Raw genomic sequence first — 17,551 nt, 5'->3', positions numbered from 1 at the left:
GAAATTTGTTGTGTTAAGCGCTAGCGCTGAGTGCGCCAGCGCTTTATTCTATAGAGCTTTCGCGTCTGGCGAAAAGTCGTGTACCGGCAAAGGTGCAGTCGTATATAGATGGAGAATTTGATGGCAAGCAGTAACTTGATTAAACAACTGCAAGAGCGGGGGCTAGTCGCCCAGGTAACGGACGAGGTAGCGTTAGCAGAGCGACTGGCGCAAGGCCCGATCGCGCTCTATTGCGGCTTCGACCCTACCGCCGACAGCTTGCATTTGGGGCATCTTGTTCCTTTGTTATGCCTGAAACGCTTCCAGGAGGCAGGGCATAAGCCTGTTGCACTGGTCGGCGGCGCAACGGGTCTGATTGGCGACCCAAGCTTTAAAGCGGCCGAGCGTAAACTGAATACCGAAGATACTGTGCAGGAGTGGGTGGATAAAATCCGCAAACAGGTGGCACCGTTCCTCGATTTCGACTGCGGCGACAATTCGGCTATCGCGGCCAACAACTATGATTGGTTCGGCGGCATGAACGTGCTGACCTTCCTGCGTGATATCGGTAAACACTTCTCTGTTAACCAGATGATTAACAAAGAAGCGGTGAAGCAGCGTCTTAACCGTGACGATCAGGGCATCTCTTTCACCGAGTTTTCCTATAACCTGTTGCAGGGCTATGACTTTGCCTGCCTGAACAAACTGCACGGCGTGGCGCTGCAGATTGGCGGTTCCGACCAGTGGGGTAACATTACCTCCGGTATCGACCTGACCCGTCGTCTGCACCAGAACCAGGTATTTGGTCTGACCGTTCCGCTGATCACTAAAGCTGACGGCACCAAGTTCGGTAAGACCGAAGGCGGCGCAGTCTGGCTGGATCCGAAGAAAACCAGCACGTACAAATTCTACCAGTTCTGGATCAACACCGCGGATGCTGACGTTTACCGCTTCCTGAAATTCTTCACCTTTATGGACATTGAAGAGATCAATGCTCTGGAAGAAGAAGATAAAAACAGCGGTAAAGCCCCTCGCGCACAGTACGTATTGGCCGAGCAGGTTACCCGTCTGGTGCACGGTGAAGAAGGTCTGGTGGCGGCAAAACGCATCACCGACAGCCTGTTCAGTGGTTCCCTGAGTGCGCTGAGCGAAGAAGACTTCGCGCAGCTGGCGCAGGACGGCGTGCCGATGGTTGAGATGGATAAAGGTGCTGACCTGATGCAGGCGCTGGTGGACTCCGAGCTGCAGCCGTCTCGCGGCCAGGCGCGTAAAACTATCGCCTCCAACGCGGTCACCATCAACGGTGAAAAACAGGCTGACCCGGAATATTTCTTCCAGGAAAGCGATATTCTCTTCGGTCGTTACACCCTGTTACGCCGTGGTAAGAAAAATTACTGTTTGATCTGCTGGAAGTAATATTCCGAAACGAGGGGGCGTGGGAAACTACGCCCCCTTCTTTTTTGTCGTCTGAGTAGAGCTAATGAACAACATTCTCGCCATTCAATCTCACGTCGTTTTTGGGCATGCGGGCAATAGCGCCGCTGAGTTTCCTATGCGTCGCCTTGGTGCGAACGTCTGGCCGCTGAACACGGTGCAGTTTTCCAACCATACCCAATATGGTCAGTGGACGGGCTGCGTGATGCCGCCAGCGCATCTGACGGAGATTGTGCAGGGCATTGCGGCTATCGACCAGCTGAAGCGCTGTGACGCGGTGCTGAGCGGCTATCTGGGCTCTGCGGAGCAGGGCGAGCATATTCTTGGCATCGTGCGTCAGGTCAAAGCGGCGAACCCGCAGGCTAAATTTTTCTGCGACCCGGTTATGGGGCATCCGGAAAAGGGCTGCATCGTGGCACCGGGCGTGGCGGAATTCCATAAGCGCTATGCCATGCCGGCAAGCGACATCATCGCGCCGAACCTGATTGAGCTCGAAATTCTCGCCGGCCGAGACGTGAAGGATGTGAACGATGCGGTGCTGGCTGCGCGTGAACTGATCGTTCAGGGGCCGGAAATCGTGCTGGTGAAGCATCTGGCCCGTGCAGGATACAGTCAGGATCGCTTTGAGATGTTGCTGGTGACGGCGGATGAAGCCTGGCATATCAGCCGTCCATTGATCGACTTTGGCGCGCGTCACCCGGTGGGTGTGGGCGATGTGACCAGCGGTCTGCTGCTGGTTAAACTGCTGCAAGGGGCTAGCCTTCGCGATGCGCTGGAGCATGTCACTGCGGCGGTGTACGAGATTATGGTAACGACGAAAGAGATGGGTGAGTACGAGTTGCAGGTGGTGGCAGCGCAGGATCGTATTGCTAAGCCGGAGCACTGTTTTAGCGCGACTCAGCTGTAAACTTTGCGTTCGGCGCCATTTCCGGCGTCGCGAAACTCGTCCGGGCTACAAAATTTGTGGTAGCCCGGATGAGGTGCAAAGCGCCGACTCCGGGGAGCCAGCACACTACTATTACTTCAGACCTTCAGCCGTCATGGCTGCCGCCACTGCAGGACGCGCCGCGACGCGCTCCATGTAGGCCGCAATATTTTTATATCCCGCCATTTCCAGTTTCACAGCAAACGCCCAGCGCAGCACGGTAAACAGATAGGCATCGGCGATAGTTAAGCGTGAACCGCTGATCCACTGCGCGTTCGCCAGCGATTCATCGATGTAGGCCAGCTTCTTATCCAGCAGCGCGCGCGCCGTTGGTTTGTAATCTTCTGGGGTATCCGGGCGGAACAGCGGCGTAAAGCCTTTGTGCAGTTCGGTCGCGATATAGTTCAGCCATTCCAGCGTTCTGTAACGATTGATGGTGCCGACCGGCGCCAACAGTTGGCGATCCGCAACGCTATCGGCGATGTATTGCATAATCGCCACACCTTCCGTTAGCAGAGTGTCGTCGTCCAGCAGCAGTGCGGGAACCTGGCCTTTCGGGTTGACCTTCAGAAAATCGTCACCGTTTTCCATACGTTTGTGCATCAGGTCGACGCCGATAAGCGTGAAGTCCTTTCCGCTCTCCCTTAAGGTGATGTGCGATGCAAGGGAACAGGCGCCGGGTTTGTAGAACAATTTCATGGGTAACTCCTTCAGACTTGGTTATTTTTGTTTTCCCTCGGCCGAAGGGCAGCAGAGGGATATGGAGGTATGTTAGTGCCTGAGGCAATAAAAAAAAAGCCGCTAACAGAAGTTAGCGGCCTAAATATTTATTCGTTTCCCGATGACGTTATACGGAAGCGACTTTACCGTCAGCAGCAGGTTTTGCGTCGTCCTGAGTCATACGGTTCAGTTTCGGCGCGGTCAGCAGCATCAGTACGGCGATAACGGCCGTTGCCACACCAATCTGCAGGAATACGTGGCCATAAATATCCAGGGACATCAGCGGGTCGGTCACGTTTTCTGGAACCGCCATCTGGCCAGCTACATAACCACCGATGATGTTTGCACCTGCGGTAGTCAGGAACCAGCTACCCATGATGAAGCCCATCAGACGCTGTGGAACCAGCTGTGCCACCATCGCCAGACCCAGACCAGAAATCATCAGTTCACCGATGCTCTGCAGGCCGTAGCTGATGATCAGCCAGTTAACGGAGACGATACCCGCGTCGGATGCGAATTTCGCGCCCAGCGGCAGCACCAGGAAGGCACCGGAGCACAGCACCATACCAATCGCGAACTTGGTCGGCATTGGCAGGTTGTCGCCCATCTTGTTATAGATAGCGGCCAGAATCGGGCTACCGATGATGATCCAGAATGGGTTCAGTGCCTGATACTGTTCCGGCTCAAACGCGATACCCAGGATAGAGTGTTCAACGTTACGAATCGCGAAGAAGTTCAGAGAGGTTGGCATCTGGCTGTACAGCACGAAGAAGATAATTGCTTCGAGCATCAGGATGAACGCCACGATCATCTTACGGCGCGGCGCACCGCTCATTGCGAAGGTTTCTTTACCAAAGATGAACACGATACCCAGTGCAATCACGCCCAGAACCATACGTGCGATGCCCTGGTTGTGCAGCAGCCAGGTGGCAACAGCAACCAGAATCACCACGCCAACGATGGTCAGCAGCAGGTTGCGGTAGTTGATTGGCTCGAAGTCAGGTTTGGAACCGTACTGTTTAACCCAGCGCTGGCAGAATGCGAAGTTAACCACGGTGATCAGCATACCGACGACGCTCAGCGCGAACGCGGTGCTCCAGCCGTATTTCGCGGCCAGCCACGGGGTTGCCAGCATGGAGAAGAACGAACCGATGTTCACGGACATGTAGTACATGGTGAATGCACCGTCCAGACGCGGGTCGTCTTTTGCATAGCAGGTAGAGAGCAGGGAAGACGGGTTGGCTTTAAACAGGCCATTACCCACGGCGATTGCCGCCATACCCATATAAACGATGCCTGCATCGTGACCAGACCACGCGACCAGCGCATAGCCGATAGCCAGAACCACGGCACCCAGCATAATCACACGTTTCGTACCCAGTACTTTGTCGCCCAGCCAGCCGCCGATAGCAACCAGACCGTACACTAATGCACTAAAGGAAGAGAACAGCGTGATGGAATCTGCTTCTGACATACCCAGCTGTTTAACCAGGTAAACGGCCATAATGCCTTGCAGGCCGTAGAAACCGAAACGCTCCCATAACTCGATAGAGAAGATGAGATAGAACGCTTTAGGTTGTTTGAAGGCGTTTAAGCTTACGCTTTCAGTTGGTTTATTGTTTGCAGTAGACACATATACCTCTTATTTACATCCCATTCTAATGGGGGGTGTACTGGGCGGAGTGCTCATTGGCATCCGCCTTATAGTTATTCTGGAGGGAAACGGGAAGTAATGTTCACTATCCTGCGCTTTCAGACAAGACCTTTGTAATACTCCGTTACAAATAAAAAGGGTGGAATAATTAACCAGACATATAAATGTTATTTAGCGTTAAATTTCACGCTTTAATTTTAAGCGGTTTTTTATTCTGAAACAGAGGGGCTAAAACGGCAATTCAACGATATCTTCTGCTGATTGCGCTTTTGTGTAGTGATATAGGCTGGATTCTGAAAAATAACTGGATGATCATATTGTGCGTTACGGAGGATTCATCCTAATGATGTAAGAAAAATGCTCGTAAAGAAACATAAATGCAACATCATGTTGTGGTCATGATCTGGTCAGTTTTTGTATAGAAAATTTCGTTGGTGATGGCCTATTTAATCTATAAAAGCGTTATAAAGGCGTTGGATGTGCCAAAAAATGAATAATTAAATGAGATTAAACGCGGTCTAGTCACTCGGAAGGGGGCGGCGGGTCGACTTGCCACGCCGCGAAAAATGGGCTACAGCTCCACTTTCTCTTTAAATTCACACAGATCTTCAATGATACAGGAACCGCAACGAGGCTTACGGGCGATGCAGGTGTAACGACCGTGCAGAATCAGCCAGTGGTGGCAGTCCACCTTAAACTCGGCGGGAACCACTTTCAGCAGCTTCTCCTCCACCTGTTCGACATTCTTGCCCGGCGCAAACTGCGTACGGTTACAGACGCGGAAGATGTGCGTATCGACGGCGATGGTTGGCCAGCCAAAGGCAGTGTTCAGCACCACGTTCGCCGTTTTACGCCCAACGCCCGGCAGCGCTTCCAACGCCGCCCGGTCTTCCGGAACTTCACCGCCGTGCAGTTCCAGCAGCATGCGGCAGGTCTTGATGACGTTCTCCGCTTTACTGTTGAACAGGCCAATTGTCTTGATGTACTCCTTCACGCCGTCGACGCCCAAATCGAGCATCGCCTGCGGCGTGTTCGCCACCGGGTAAAGTTTGGCGGTTGCTTTGTTGACGCTCACGTCCGTCGCTTGTGCGGAGAGCAGAACCGCAATCAGCAATTCGAACGGCGAAGTGAAGTTGAGTTCGGTGGTCGGGTGCGGGTTGTTGTCCCGCAGCCGAGTTAATATTTCAAGACGCTTCGTTTTGTTCATCAGGCTTTCTCTGCCCCATCCACGTTCACGCTATCAGCGGCAATAACCTGCTGAGCATGACGTTTCTTAGTCCGTTCATCGATAAGATATTTGATAGCCAGCAGCATTCCCAGACCGATAAATGCACCCGGTGGCAGCATCGCCAGCAGGAAAGGGGTGTCGGTATGGAAGACTTCAATGCGTAGCGCTTTCGCCCAGTGACCCAACAGGCCATCCGCGCCGTCAAACAGCGTGCCGTTGCCGAGCAATTCGCGGATAGAACCCAGCACAAACATGGTGCAGGTTGCGCCCATGCCAATCGCAAAACCGTCCAGCGCCGATAGCGCCGGCCCTTTTTTGGCAGCAAACGCTTCTGCACGCCCCACGACGATGCAGTTGGTGACGATAAGCGGGATAAAGATCCCCAGCGACTGGTACAGGCCGAACGCATAGGCGTTAATCAGCATCTGCACGGCGCTGACCACCGACGCAATAATCATCACGTAGATGGGAATGCGAATTTCCGCCGGTGTCCAGCGACGCAGGCTGGAGATGGCCAGGTTGGTCAGCGTCAGCACCAGCGTGGTGGCAAGACCCAAACCGAGGGCATTGGTGGCGGTTGATGTGACCGCCAGCAGCGGACACATCCCTAAAAGCTGAACCAGCGCGGAGTTATTCTTCCACAACCCCTGGACAATAACCTCTTTGACTTCGCTCATCGTTTATCCTCCACAGGCTTGCAGTTGTGACAGTTTATCGGGCAGCGTTTGGGCATACAGCCCTGCACGTTTTACCGCATTCACTACCGCACGAGGGGTAATGGTCGCCCCCGTGAACTGGTCGAACTGGCCGCCGTCTTTCTTCACTGCCCACTGACTATCGTTCGCACCGTCAATTTTTTTACCGGCGAAGAAGGTTATCCAGTTGGACAGGCGAAGCTCGATTTTATCACCCAGCCCCGGCGTTTCATGGTGCTCAGTCACGCGGGTGCCAAGTACGGTACCGTTAAAATCGGCACCAACCAACAGCTGAATCGCGCCGGAATAACCGTCCGGCGCGGTGGCTTCAAGTATGGCGGCGACCGGCTTATCGTCCTGACGGGCGATATAAATCTTATGCGCGCCTTTGCCAAGCTCCGGAGCTTCCACCACAAAGCAACTCTGCAGCAGGTCATTATTATAGCTGTCCGCCGGAATGACCTGCTGGAACAGGGCGTTTTGCTGCTTCTCGGCCTGGTCGTCGATGGTGTGCTTGGTCAACTGGTTGATCGCTGCCGTCAGCCCGGTAGAACCGGCTGCGAACAGCGCCAGCGTGACACCGTGTTTACGCATGGTCTTTAACATCTGAATCCTCAGCGGTGTCCGTAAACGCGCGGGCGCGTGTAGTAATCAATCAGCGGTACGGTGATGTTGGCTAACAGCACCGCAAACGCCACACCGTCCGGGTAGCCGCCGAAGCTGCGGATAAGCCAGACCAGCAGACCCGCCAGCGCACCAAAGATCAGACGACCTCGGTTGGTGGTAGAGGCGGTGACCGGGTCGGTAAGAATAAAGAACGCGCCCAGCATGGTCGCGCCAGAAAGCAGGTGCATCTGCGGTGAGGCGACGCTTTCCGGGTGGAATAGCCAGCCGAGCGTTGAGCAGACGGCCAGGCTCACCAGGAAACTGACCGGAATATGCCAGCGAATCGCTTTTTGCCATAGCAGGAATAGACCACCGACCAGATAAGCCACGTTGACCCACTGCCATCCCGCACCGGCCAGTGCGCCGTGATAAATCGACGATTTTAGGATCTCATCTACCGGATGTCCGGCATGAAGCGACGTTTTGAAGGTATCGAGCGGCGTCGCCTGGCTAATACCATCAACGCCCATTTTCAGCGCCGTCATGTCCTGACCCGTCGCGGTATGACCGCTGAAGATCACCTGCAGCGCGTCCATAAAGCCCGGCACGTTGGCGGCGATATCGTGCGGCGGTAGCCAGGAGGTCATCTGTACCGGGAAGGAGATCAGCAGCACCACGTAGCCAATCATCGCCGGGTTAAACGGGTTCTGACCCAGGCCGCCGTAGAGTTGCTTGGCAATAATCACGGCAAACCCGGTACCGAGGACCACCATCCACCACGGGGCAAACGGCGGAATACTGATGGCCAGCAGCAGGCCGGTCAGCAGTGCGGAGTTATCGGCGAGCGTCTGGCCGATATTCTGTTTGCGCAGACGCAGCACCAGCGACTCGGCAAGCCAGGCGGTAAGAATAGCAAGAACCAGTTGAATGACGGTTCCCCAGCCAAAAAACCAGCTCTGGACCACAATGCCGGGCAGCGCGGCAATGACCACCAGCAGCATAATGCGCGACGTCTGGCGATGGTTGTGGGTATAAGGGGAACTTGCGATTTTGAAAACCATTTAATCCTCGTTAACGGCCTGAGCGGCTTTCCTGGCTTGAACACGAGCAATAGCGGCAGCAACGGCAGCTTTGCGTGGGTCGTCGTTGGCGGCAGGTTCATTCATCTCTGTCGCGGCGGCCTTGCGCGCTTTGGCTCGCGCGATGGCCGCCTCAACGGCAGCTTTACGCGGGTCGACAGCTGTCTCTTCAACGGTAACGGCTTGCGCTTCAACTGGCTGCGCCGCTTTGCGCGCTTTGGCTCGCGCGATGGCTGCCTCAACGGCAGCTTTACGCGGGTCGACAGCTGTCTCTTCAACGGTAACGGCTTGCGCTTCAACTGACTGCGCCGCTTTGCGCGCTTTGGCGCGCGCGATGGCGGCTTCAACGGCGGCTTTGCGTGGATCAACCGCTTCATCAACACTAGTGGATTCCTCCGGCGTTGATTGTGCAGTTTTACGTGCTTTAGCTCGGGCAATAGCCGCTTCGACGGCGGCTTTGCGCGGGTCGACAGCTCCGTCAACGGCAGCGGGTTCTGCTGCATCTGTCGGGGGATCTTTGCGTGCTTTAGCGCGAGCAATGGCCGCTTCAACCGCGGCTTTACGCGGGTCGACAGCTTCTGCCGTTGCCTGCTGTTTTTCCGCCTGCGCGGCGCGAGCCTGAGCTTTGCGCGCTTCACGGGCGGCAGCCACGGCGCTGTTATCCGGCACGGCGCCAGCCTGAATCACAATCGGCTGCGCGGCCTGCTGCTGTTTTTCTCGTACGCGAGCCAGGGCAGCATGAATCGCATCCTGATCTTTGGCGGCAGGCTGAACGGCAGCTTTTTTATGACGCGCTTCACGGGCGGCTTTCTCACGTTCCAGACGTTGCTGACGTGCTTCGAAACGGGCTTTGGCTTCTGCGGCGCGCTGTTCTTCCTGGCGAATGGCGTTGATTTCGGCCTTTTCCTGACGGAAGTACTGCACCAGAGGAATGTTGCTTGGGCAGACCCACGCGCAGGCACCGCACTCGATGCAGTCGGAAAGATTGTGTGTCGTGGCTTTGTCATGCTGCTGGCCTTTGCTGAACCAGTACAGTTGCTGGGGCAGCAGATCTGCCGGGCACGCATCGGCGCAGGCGCTACAGCGAATGCAGCCTTTTTCCTCTTCCACTTCGCCCATTTCAGCGGCGGAAGGGGCCAGCAGACAGTTGGTGATTTTGACCACCGGCACATCAAGCCAGGGCAGGGTAAAGCCCATCAGCGGGCCGCCCATGATTACCATCTGATCGTTGGTCGGGCAAAAGCCTGCATGTTTGAGCAGATGCTGTACCGGCGTACCCAGTCGCGCCCAGACGTTACCAGGTTGGCCAACCGATTCACCGGTCAGCGTGACCACGCGCTCGGTCAACGGTTCGCCGTCGATTACCGCGCGTTTTACCGCATAGGCGGTGCCGACGTTCTGCATCAATACGCCGATATCTGACGAACGGCCGCCGTGCGGAACCTGTTTACCAGTCAGAATTTGCGTTAGCTGTTTTGCGCCGCCAGACGGGTATTTGGTTGGAATAACGCGCAGGCTAATACCGTGACAGCCCGTGAGTACCGCGCGCATCATTGAGATAGCCTGCGGTTTATTATCTTCGATGCCGATAAGCACCTGCTGCGGTTGCAGAATATGCGCGAGGATCTGAATACCTTCGACAATCTGCGCCGCGCAATCCTGCATCAGGCGATCATCAGCGGTGATGTACGGTTCGCACTCAGCGGCGTTGATAATCAGCGTGGTGATTTTATCGCCGCCGCCGCGCAGTTTGTTGCCCGTTGGGAAGCCCGCACCGCCTAAACCGGCGACGCCAAACTGGTGGATTCGTTCGATAAGTGCGTCGCGGCTATGGTTTTTGTAATCATTCCAACCGTCACGAGCTATCCAGCGGTCTTCACCGTCGGCTTCAATAATGACGCTCATCTCCGGCAGCGCGGAAGGGTGGGCGGTGGCATGAGGCTCAATCGCCACGACTGTCCCGGACGTCGGGGCATGAACCGGCAGCATGCGTCCCCAGCCGCGCGTTAGAGGCTGACCACGAAGCACGTGATCGCCAGGCTTCACGCTCAGTTCACCTTCTGCGCCAATATGCTGCTTCAACGGAATAACAAAACGCTGGGCAAGGGGAACCTGGCGCAGCGGGGTACCGTTAGACTGGGTTTTCATTTCAGGCGGATGAATGCCTCCGTCGAAATCCCAGATTTTGTCTTTTCTGAAGGCGGAGAATAGCTTAAGCATGGTGTTCCACAGGAATGATTCGTACCGGGATAGTGTGCAGATCCCACTTCCAGCTGTCGGTTGTCGTTTCGACAGGGCGTAACTCGATGCACTGCGTTGGGCAAGGGGCCACGCACAGGTTACAGCCGGTGCACAGGTCGCTGACCACCGTATGCATGGCGCGGGTCGCGCCAATAATGGCGTCTACCGGGCAAGCCTGAATGCACTTGGTACAACCGATACAGTTATTTTCATCAATGATGGCAAGCATGCGCGCTGGCTCAACTGCCGCTTCGTCACCGCCGATCGGCTGCGGGTCAACGTTCAATAGCGTGGCAATTTTCAGCATCACGGCTTCGCCGCCGGGCGCGCAGCAGTTAATTTTTTCGCCGTTGCTGACTGCTTCCGCGTACGGGCGGCAGCCTGGGTAACCGCATTGCCCACACTGGCTCTGCGGCAGCAGCTCATCAATTTTTTCAACTACTGGGTCATCCTCAACGGCAAAACGGCGTGAGGCATAACCTAAAATGACGCCAAAAATCAGCCCTAATAGGCTGATCGCAGCGACAGCAATCCAGAAGGTCATCATTACAACTTCACCAGCCCACTAAAGCCCATAAAGGCTAATGACATTAAACCAGCGGTAATCAGCGCAATAGCGTTGCCCTTGAAAGGGGCAGGAACGTCGGCAACCACCAGACGCTCGCGGATGGAGGCGAACAGCACCATCACCAGCGAGAAACCGACGGCGGCAGAGAAGCCGTACAGCGCCGATTGCAGGAAATTGTGGCCAAGGTTGATGTTCAGCAGCGCCACGCCGAGTACGGCGCAGTTGGTGGTGATAAGCGGCAGGAAAATGCCCAGCAGGCGATAGAGCGCCGGGCTGGTTTTACGCACCACCATTTCGGTGAACTGGACGACAACGGCGATGACCAGAATAAACGCCAGCGTGCGCAGGTAAACCAAATCCAGTGGGATCAGAATCCAGGTATCAATCAGCCAGGCGCAAATAGAGGCCAGCGTCATCACGAAGGTGGTCGCCAGGCCCATCCCCATGGCCGTTTCCAGCTTTTTGGAAACGCCCATAAACGGGCATAGCCCCAGGAACTTCACCAGGACGAAGTTATTTACCAGCACAGTACCGATAAAGAGCAATAAATAGTCAGACATCATTCGACCTGTAACAAAAAAAGCCACCTATTATCTGACAAAGCGTCTCGAGCGACAACAGGCTAAATGTGGGGTTATTACGCGTTAGTAAAGGTGCGTTTTACCCGCTGCGAGCGCTTGAGGTACGGCACAATCAGCGCGGCGGCCAACAGCGGAAGCAGCAGTTGTCGTACGGCAAGGTCGTCAGAAATCGGCGAGAAGGCGAAGGCTTTCACCGCCAGCAGGACGCCAATCATCAGCCAGATAATATAGTGCTTTGGCACGTTATGACGGCGTTTAAAGAAGGCGATCGTCAGCCAGAGGGTGTAATAACACATAGCGATAAACGACAAGAAGGAGAGCGCGAGCAGCGTGATATTCGCCGCGCCCATCTCTTTAATCAGACTCAGGGTGTTCGGCGTCAGCAGGACGTAACCAAATTTAACTAACGTTACGCAGATGCTTATTAACTGAACAATCAGCCAGGCCAGCGGGCCAAGCAGCCATCCGCCGATACGTTCCGCAGAATTATCTGACATTGTGTCTCCTGAAAATCAGCGCCAGTGAAGAGAAAAAAATACAGGCCGAGGAGTATAAGCAACTGGCGCTCTGGAAAAAACTACTATTGCACGAATCGCCAAACGGATTTTGGCACCTGACCGACATCGAACAGTCGCCCGCCGGAAACCAGTTCCGCACGACGATGGTCGGCAGCGCGATACATATTGATGATTTCTTCGGTGTTGGTCAGCGAATAGTTCAGGTGATCGTAGAGTTTTTCAAGATTGTCCAGCGAACTGACTTTGCGGAATTTTAATAAATAATCCAGAACGGTCATTTAAGGGTATCCATTTTATAATGTTAGGGCTCACCGTACAGCGTGTTTCAGTCCGTGAGAAAGAACTGAATGACGAAGCGGATAAAGGGCTGTGCAGCCAATAGGTGTATCGACATCCATTTTTATCGAGAGTTCAGCGTATACGACTAAACCTCAGCAGGACGGCCTGGATTATTTGGCTTATAGATGGGAATTACAATAACAGAAAATGTGCTTATTGATTTCGACACAAAAAATGTGATTTTTTAGGCTATCAGGGCGCCTGGCGCGCCCTGACAAAGTGAAATTAACGATTCTCGCCGCGGCTGGCAATCACGTCTTTATACCAGAAGAAGCTTTTTTTACGTTTACGCGTCAGATTTTGCTTATGGTCGACATAAACAAAACCGTACTGTTTTTTGTAACCGTTCAGCCAACTCAGCAGGTCGATAAACGACCACGGATAATAACCTCGGACGTCAGCACCAAGCGCAATGGCTTTTTCCAACGCATCAATATGAACGCGTAGGAAATCAATACGCGGGGTATCCACCACTTCACCATCGACGATAGGGTCGACGGCGCCCAGACCGTTCTCGGTAATATAGATAGGAATATCACCGTAACGCTCTTTGATCATCATAATGCCGTCGGTTAACCCCTGCGGCCAGATCTCCCAGCCCCATTCGGTGTAGACGCTTTCCGGGTTGCGGACGAAGTAGAATAGCCCCTCAACGCCTTGTTCGCCGCTGACTTTCTCTTTCGGTGGCGTTGCGGAAACGGTTTCACGACGATAGTAGTTCAGGCCGATGAAATCGCAGCGATTTTTACGTAGCAGTTCATCGTCTCCCGGGGCAAAACGCGGTACGCCCCACAGCGCCTGAGATTGCGCCAGCAGTTCATCCGGGTAGCGGCCTTTCAGCACCGGATCGTAGAACCAGTGGGTATGGATAGCGTCCGCCAGCGCGGTAGCCGCTTTGTCTTCCGGGCTATCGGTCAGCGCGGAGTGCGGTTGCAGTACGTTAACAAAACCAATTTCACCGTTGATTTGCATCCCGCGGAACGCTTTCACTGCCATGGCATGGGCAATAAAGACGTGGTGGCAGGCCTGAATAGCGCGTGCCGGGTTCCGTACGGAAGGGGGATGGCTACCGGTAATGTAACCGTGCCCAATAAAGACGATGGTTTCGTTAAAGGTGGCCCATTTCTTCACACGGGAACCAAAACGGGCATAGCACAGGCGAGCATACTCTTCGAAAGCTTCCGCCGTGGAGCGGGCTTCCCAGCCGCCTTCGTCCTGAAGCGCCTGTGGGAGATCCCAATGATAGAGGGTAATCATGGGTTCAATATTATGTGCTAACAGGTCATCAATCAGATCGCTGTAAAACTTCACCCCAGCTTCGTTGATCTCGCCGCGGCCGTTTGGCAGCAGGCGAGGCCATGAGATGGAGAAGCGGTAGCTTTGCAGCCCCATTTCCGCCATTAACTGGACATCTTCTTTTACGCGATGGTAGTGATCGACGGCAACGTCGCCGTTTGTACCCTGATAGGTTGTCCCTGGCTGGTGGGAAAAAATATCCCAGATAGACGGGCCTTTACCGTCTTCATTATGTGCACCTTCAACCTGGTACGCTGCCGTGGCAGCTCCCCAGAGAAAATTTGGGGGAAAAGCAGACATATAACACTCCTTACCTGTGTGATAACACGAGTGTAAGGAGTGCTTTTAAGCGGAGCAACCGGTTTCTGAAACCGGTTCCATTGATGAGATCTGAATCACTCTTTTACGATGACGGCGGGACATTTTTTTGCAGCGTTGCGGTAGCGGGTTCCGGCGGCTGGTAGTTATCGATGTGATGCGCCACAAACAGAAGCAGAACGGAAAAACCCAGAATAATCCAACCAATTAATTCAACAATACGCGTCATTACGGAAGTCATGAAATTTTACTTACAGTCCATTGATAAAAGAGAGCCAGGGCAAGATCTTAGCGTGCCTGCGTCACAACGCAAGTTTTCAGCCGAATCGTTTCGACAGATGGTGATTATTTCACCAATCGGCGGGGTGATGGGCCATAATGTTATTAAACTGTTGTATGAAGACTTCAGATGAGTTCAAATAAAGAAATCGATTACAAAATCAGTTCAAAGCACACAAAATAGAGAAGTGAGGCGACATATGAGTGACCAAATCCGTGTGGGATTAGTGGGTTATGGCTATGCCAGTAAGACATTTCACGCGCCGCTCATCAGCGGCACGCCGGGGATGGAGCTTGCCGTCGTCTCCAGTAGCGATGCCAGCAAGGTTCATGCAGATTGGCCTGCGGTACAGGTAGCCTCCGACCCGACGGCGCTATTTACCAACCCTGATATTGACCTGATCGTTATTCCGACGCCAAACGATACCCACTTCCCGTTAGCGAAAGCGGCGCTGGAAGCGGGCAAAAACGTGGTGGTGGATAAACCCTTTACCGTGACACTGTCACAGGCGCGTGAGCTGGACACCCTTGCTAAACAGCGGGGCAAACTGCTGTCGGTGTTCCATAACCGCCGCTGGGATAGCGACTTCCTGACGGTGAAAGCGTTGATCAATGAAGGCAAGCTGGGCGATATCGCTCACTTTGAATCCCATTTCGACCGCTATCGTCCGCAGGTGCGCGCCCGCTGGCGCGAGCAGGCCGGGCTGGGCAGCGGCATCTGGTATGACTTAGGCCCGCATCTTCTGGATCAGGCCGTCACTCTGTTTGGTTTACCACAAAGCCTGTATGTCGATCTCGGTCAACTGCGCCCTGGCGCGCAGTCAACGGACTACTTCCATGCGGTGTTAACCTATCCGCAGCGTCGCGTCGTGCTGCACAGCACGCTGCTGGCGGCGGCGGAAACGGCGCGTTATATCATTCACGGTTCGCAGGCGAGCTATGTGAAGTTTGGCCTCGACCCACAGGAAGATCGCCTGAAAAGCGGGGAGCGTCTGCCGCAGGCCGACTGGGGCTACGATATGCGCGATGGCGTACTCACGACGGTGGACGGTGAAACACGGGTGGAAACGACGCTGTTGACGCAACCGGGGAACTACCCTGCGTACTACGCGGCGATCCGCGATGCGTTGAACGGCATCGGTGAGAATCCAGTACCGGCCGGCCAGGCTATCCAGATTATGGAATTGATTGAGCTGGGGATAGAGTCGGCGAAGCACCGTGCGGCGTTGACGCTGGTCTAACCGTCAGGGTATTGAGCAATCCCGGCAGGCGTACCTGCCGGGATTTTTTTATGCCTGTTTAACGCGGGCGGTAAGCGCCTGTTTTTCGGCCGCGGAAAGGAACGCCATTTCCAGACCATTGATCTGCGCCTGACGAATCTGTGCCGGGTTTAAGCCTGCCGCCGGGGCGGCAGTGTGATACTCGTGCTGAATATCAATGCCCTGAACCGCTGGGTCGTCGGTGTTGATGCTTGCCAGCACGCCGTGTTCAAGGAACGTTTTCAGCGGATGCTGCGCCAGCGATGGCACGGTGCTGGTCTGAATGTTGGAGGTCAGGCAGGATTCAATGCCGATGCGTTTTTCCGCGAGGAAATCCATCAGCGCCGGATCCTGAATGGCTTTCACGCCGTGGCCGATACGTTCAGCGCCGAGGTCGCGAATGGCCTGCCAGATGCTTTCCGGGCCTGCCGCTTCCCCCGCGTGAACGGTGATGCGCCAACCAGCATCACGCGCACGGGTAAAGTGGTTCAGAAACAGATGCCCCGGGAAGCCCAGCTCATCGCCGGCCAGGTCGAGCGCGGTAATACCGTCACGGTGCGCCAGCAGGGCATTGAGCTCTTCTTCGCAGGCCGTTTCGCCAAAGGTACGGCTCATAATTCCGATAAGGCGAGCATCAACGTTAAAGGTTTTGCAGCCTTCTTTAACGCCTGCGATCACTGCTTCAACCACACCCTCGACCGGCAGCTGGTGCGTCATCGCCATATAGCGCGGAGAAAAGCGCAGCTCAACGTAGTGCAGGCCGTTGCGGGCCGCATCTTCAATGTTCTCATAGGCGACACGGCGGACGGCGTCCAGAGAAGCCAGAACCTTCACGCCCCAGTCAAGCTTGCTCAGGAAGCTCACCAGATCGGGTTCATTACTGGTCACCTGTACGTGCGGCAGCAGGGTTTCAAGCGTAGTAGCGGGGAGCGCGAGATTGTACTGGCGGCCAAGATCGAGGATGGTCTGGGCACGGATATTACCGTCAAGGTGGCGGTGGACATCGGTTAAAGGCAGGTTGGTATCAATCATGATCGCACTCATTTTTTAGTTAAAGTGCAAACCATTATACAACATGCCAGTAACCAGTTAAAAGTGTTGAAAAATAGATGCTTTTACAATCGTTTGGGGGGATGCGGGAGTATTTTCAGCATTTTTTCGTGTAGTGCGGTAGATCCAAAAGGGCCTGTTTTAAGATAAAAGTCAAAAAGTGGCAGCTAAAAATAGTAGGAATAATCTTAATATGTTGTTGTTTTTATCCTGATCTGAATAATGCGAATGATAACTCATAAAGGCAACGTTCTATGAAAACCTACGTCATTACCATCATCGCGCTGCTTTTCTTTCCTTCTCTTTCATATTCAGAACAGCAGGAACGGGAATACAACACCTGGTACTTAAGAAATGCCATTCTTTATGACATGACGCAGACCTCAGATGGGTCTCCCGTCATGCTGAGTATCGCCCAGCCAGGTCGAATCGGAGCCAATATGGTGGTGTCTTACCTGGCAGAGGGGCCGTGCGTTAGTGGCACTAAAACATTCAATGTCAATGGCAAAGATATTCCAGCTAAATACAGCTGCGTGCCGGTAGGCAAGGACCGGATCGAACATTTTGCCCTTAACGATTCACAGCAAATCAATGAGATGGTGAATCACCTCGAGTCTGATTTCACCTTGTTGTTGCAGAATAACATCAAGGTATGGGCAGCCAATATCAAATCGCCAAAGTATGGTATGGCGCCGAGGTTTTGATAGGGTGTTCCCGGTAGTGGGGGCACCATGCTGGCGTTTATCGCCACTTTTTTTGCCTCAGGTCGCTTGATTGATTTA

Annotated in this window: 18 protein-coding genes; 4 read left to right on the top strand and 14 right to left on the bottom strand. The window is 54.2% G+C overall.

Features of this window, described 5'->3' with window-relative positions; genetic code table 11:
• Positions 1–120 precede the first annotated feature (120 nt).
• Both tyrS and pdxY read left to right on the top strand, forming a co-directional pair.
• On the top strand, positions 121–1,395 hold the full coding sequence (tyrS, locus tag ACLGE8_RS01420) for a tyrosine--tRNA ligase (RefSeq protein ID WP_410995942.1): 1,275 nt from the start codon (positions 121–123) through the stop codon (positions 1,393–1,395).
• Positions 1,396–1,459: 64 nt separating this feature from the next.
• Positions 1,460–2,320 (top strand): pyridoxal kinase PdxY, encoded by an 861-nt coding sequence (gene pdxY / locus ACLGE8_RS01415; protein ID WP_410995941.1) that lies wholly within the window; start codon positions 1,460–1,462, stop codon positions 2,318–2,320.
• A 111-nt stretch (positions 2,321–2,431) separates the two neighbouring features.
• Here the strand turns inward: pdxY and gstA are convergent, their stop codons facing one another.
• The 13 genes from gstA to blr all read right to left on the bottom strand — a co-directional run bounded on the left by gstA (position 2,432) and on the right by blr (position 14,422).
• Positions 2,432–3,037, bottom strand: coding sequence for a glutathione transferase GstA (gstA, locus tag ACLGE8_RS01410; RefSeq protein WP_410995940.1), 606 nt, complete (start codon positions 3,035–3,037; stop codon positions 2,432–2,434).
• Between the two features lie 148 nt (positions 3,038–3,185).
• Entirely contained in the window at positions 3,186–4,691 is a 1,506-nt protein-coding gene (dtpA, locus tag ACLGE8_RS01405) for a dipeptide/tripeptide permease DtpA (RefSeq protein WP_410995939.1), read from the bottom strand.
• Positions 4,692–5,283: 592 nt separating this feature from the next.
• Positions 5,284–5,919 (bottom strand): endonuclease III, encoded by a 636-nt coding sequence (nth, locus tag ACLGE8_RS01400; protein WP_035897047.1) that lies wholly within the window; start codon positions 5,917–5,919, stop codon positions 5,284–5,286.
• On the bottom strand, positions 5,919–6,617 hold the full coding sequence (locus tag ACLGE8_RS01395) for an electron transport complex subunit E (RefSeq protein WP_410995938.1): 699 nt from the start codon (positions 6,615–6,617) through the stop codon (positions 5,919–5,921). Before ACLGE8_RS01395 ends, nth begins: the two co-directional genes overlap by 1 nt.
• A gap of 3 nt (positions 6,618–6,620) precedes the next feature.
• Positions 6,621–7,241: an electron transport complex subunit RsxG gene (gene rsxG, locus ACLGE8_RS01390; protein ID WP_410995937.1), complete on the bottom strand. Its 621-nt coding sequence runs from the start codon at positions 7,239–7,241 to the stop codon at positions 6,621–6,623.
• Between the two features lie 8 nt (positions 7,242–7,249).
• Positions 7,250–8,302: an electron transport complex subunit RsxD gene (gene rsxD, locus ACLGE8_RS01385; protein ID WP_410995936.1), complete on the bottom strand. Its 1,053-nt coding sequence runs from the start codon at positions 8,300–8,302 to the stop codon at positions 7,250–7,252.
• A complete protein-coding gene (gene rsxC / locus ACLGE8_RS01380) occupies positions 8,303–10,540 on the bottom strand; it encodes an electron transport complex subunit RsxC (protein ID WP_410995935.1) in 2,238 nt (745 codons plus the stop codon).
• Positions 10,533–11,108, bottom strand: coding sequence for an electron transport complex subunit RsxB (rsxB, locus tag ACLGE8_RS01375; protein WP_410995934.1), 576 nt, complete (start codon positions 11,106–11,108; stop codon positions 10,533–10,535). The genes rsxC and rsxB overlap by 8 nt, the downstream gene beginning before the upstream one ends.
• Positions 11,108–11,689, bottom strand: coding sequence for an electron transport complex subunit RsxA (gene rsxA / locus ACLGE8_RS01370; protein ID WP_410995933.1), 582 nt, complete (start codon positions 11,687–11,689; stop codon positions 11,108–11,110). The genes rsxB and rsxA overlap by 1 nt, the downstream gene beginning before the upstream one ends.
• Positions 11,690–11,766: 77 nt before the next feature.
• A complete protein-coding gene (locus ACLGE8_RS01365; protein WP_410995932.1) occupies positions 11,767–12,207 on the bottom strand; it encodes a DUF2569 domain-containing protein in 441 nt (146 codons plus the stop codon).
• An 83-nt stretch (positions 12,208–12,290) separates the two neighbouring features.
• Complete coding sequence (gene ydgT, locus ACLGE8_RS01360; RefSeq protein ID WP_185666176.1) at positions 12,291–12,506, bottom strand: transcription modulator YdgT; 216 nt, start codon at positions 12,504–12,506, stop codon at positions 12,291–12,293.
• Positions 12,507–12,792: 286 nt separating this feature from the next.
• Positions 12,793–14,163: a GH1 family beta-glucosidase gene (locus ACLGE8_RS01355; protein WP_410995931.1), complete on the bottom strand. Its 1,371-nt coding sequence runs from the start codon at positions 14,161–14,163 to the stop codon at positions 12,793–12,795.
• 103 nt (positions 14,164–14,266) lie between these two features.
• Positions 14,267–14,422, bottom strand: a complete 156-nt coding sequence (gene blr, locus ACLGE8_RS01350; RefSeq protein ID WP_185666178.1) for a division septum protein Blr — start codon at positions 14,420–14,422, stop codon at positions 14,267–14,269.
• Between the two features lie 238 nt (positions 14,423–14,660).
• Here blr and ACLGE8_RS01345 point away from each other — a divergent pair, with 238 nt between their 5' ends.
• Positions 14,661–15,701, top strand: a complete 1,041-nt coding sequence (locus tag ACLGE8_RS01345; RefSeq protein ID WP_410995930.1) for an oxidoreductase — start codon at positions 14,661–14,663, stop codon at positions 15,699–15,701.
• Positions 15,702–15,749: 48 nt separating this feature from the next.
• On the opposite strand, the gene add is transcribed toward ACLGE8_RS01345, so the two are convergent.
• On the bottom strand, positions 15,750–16,751 hold the full coding sequence (add, locus tag ACLGE8_RS01340; protein ID WP_410995929.1) for an adenosine deaminase: 1,002 nt from the start codon (positions 16,749–16,751) through the stop codon (positions 15,750–15,752).
• 272 nt (positions 16,752–17,023) lie between these two features.
• Between add and ACLGE8_RS01335 the strand changes: the two genes are divergently transcribed.
• Positions 17,024–17,473: a hypothetical protein gene (locus tag ACLGE8_RS01335; protein ID WP_410995928.1), complete on the top strand. Its 450-nt coding sequence runs from the start codon at positions 17,024–17,026 to the stop codon at positions 17,471–17,473.
• The last annotated feature ends 78 nt before the right edge of the window (positions 17,474–17,551 follow it).

It is taken from the genome of Kluyvera sp. 142486 (genome assembly GCF_046569695.1).
In the GTDB taxonomy this organism is placed as follows: domain Bacteria; phylum Pseudomonadota; class Gammaproteobacteria; order Enterobacterales; family Enterobacteriaceae; genus Kluyvera.
Note: the sequence above shows the minus strand (reverse complement) of the source record. Positions and strands in the feature narration are given on the sequence as shown.

Bases quoted from the DNA above. Each gene is read 5' to 3' on its own strand.
- tyrS (WP_410995942.1), top strand. From the start codon at position 121: ATGGCAAGCAGTAACTTGATTAAACAACTGCAAGAGCGGGGGCTAGTC.
- pdxY (WP_410995941.1), top strand. From the start codon at position 1,460: ATGAACAACATTCTCGCCATTCAATCTCACGTCGTTTTTGGGCATGCG.
- gstA (WP_410995940.1), bottom strand. From the start codon at position 3,037: ATGAAATTGTTCTACAAACCCGGCGCCTGTTCCCTTGCATCGCACATC.
- nth (WP_035897047.1), bottom strand. From the start codon at position 5,919: ATGAACAAAACGAAGCGTCTTGAAATATTAACTCGGCTGCGGGACAAC.
- ACLGE8_RS01395 (WP_410995938.1), bottom strand. From the start codon at position 6,617: ATGAGCGAAGTCAAAGAGGTTATTGTCCAGGGGTTGTGGAAGAATAAC.
- rsxG (WP_410995937.1), bottom strand. From the start codon at position 7,241: ATGTTAAAGACCATGCGTAAACACGGTGTCACGCTGGCGCTGTTCGCA.
- rsxD (WP_410995936.1), bottom strand. From the start codon at position 8,302: ATGGTTTTCAAAATCGCAAGTTCCCCTTATACCCACAACCATCGCCAG.
- rsxC (WP_410995935.1), bottom strand. From the start codon at position 10,540: ATGCTTAAGCTATTCTCCGCCTTCAGAAAAGACAAAATCTGGGATTTC.
- rsxB (WP_410995934.1), bottom strand. From the start codon at position 11,108: ATGATGACCTTCTGGATTGCTGTCGCTGCGATCAGCCTATTAGGGCTG.
- rsxA (WP_410995933.1), bottom strand. From the start codon at position 11,689: ATGTCTGACTATTTATTGCTCTTTATCGGTACTGTGCTGGTAAATAAC.
- ACLGE8_RS01365 (WP_410995932.1), bottom strand. From the start codon at position 12,207: ATGTCAGATAATTCTGCGGAACGTATCGGCGGATGGCTGCTTGGCCCG.
- ydgT (WP_185666176.1), bottom strand. From the start codon at position 12,506: ATGACCGTTCTGGATTATTTATTAAAATTCCGCAAAGTCAGTTCGCTG.
- ACLGE8_RS01355 (WP_410995931.1), bottom strand. From the start codon at position 14,163: ATGTCTGCTTTTCCCCCAAATTTTCTCTGGGGAGCTGCCACGGCAGCG.
- blr (WP_185666178.1), bottom strand. From the start codon at position 14,422: ATGACTTCCGTAATGACGCGTATTGTTGAATTAATTGGTTGGATTATT.
- ACLGE8_RS01345 (WP_410995930.1), top strand. From the start codon at position 14,661: ATGAGTGACCAAATCCGTGTGGGATTAGTGGGTTATGGCTATGCCAGT.
- add (WP_410995929.1), bottom strand. From the start codon at position 16,751: ATGATTGATACCAACCTGCCTTTAACCGATGTCCACCGCCACCTTGAC.
- ACLGE8_RS01335 (WP_410995928.1), top strand. From the start codon at position 17,024: ATGAAAACCTACGTCATTACCATCATCGCGCTGCTTTTCTTTCCTTCT.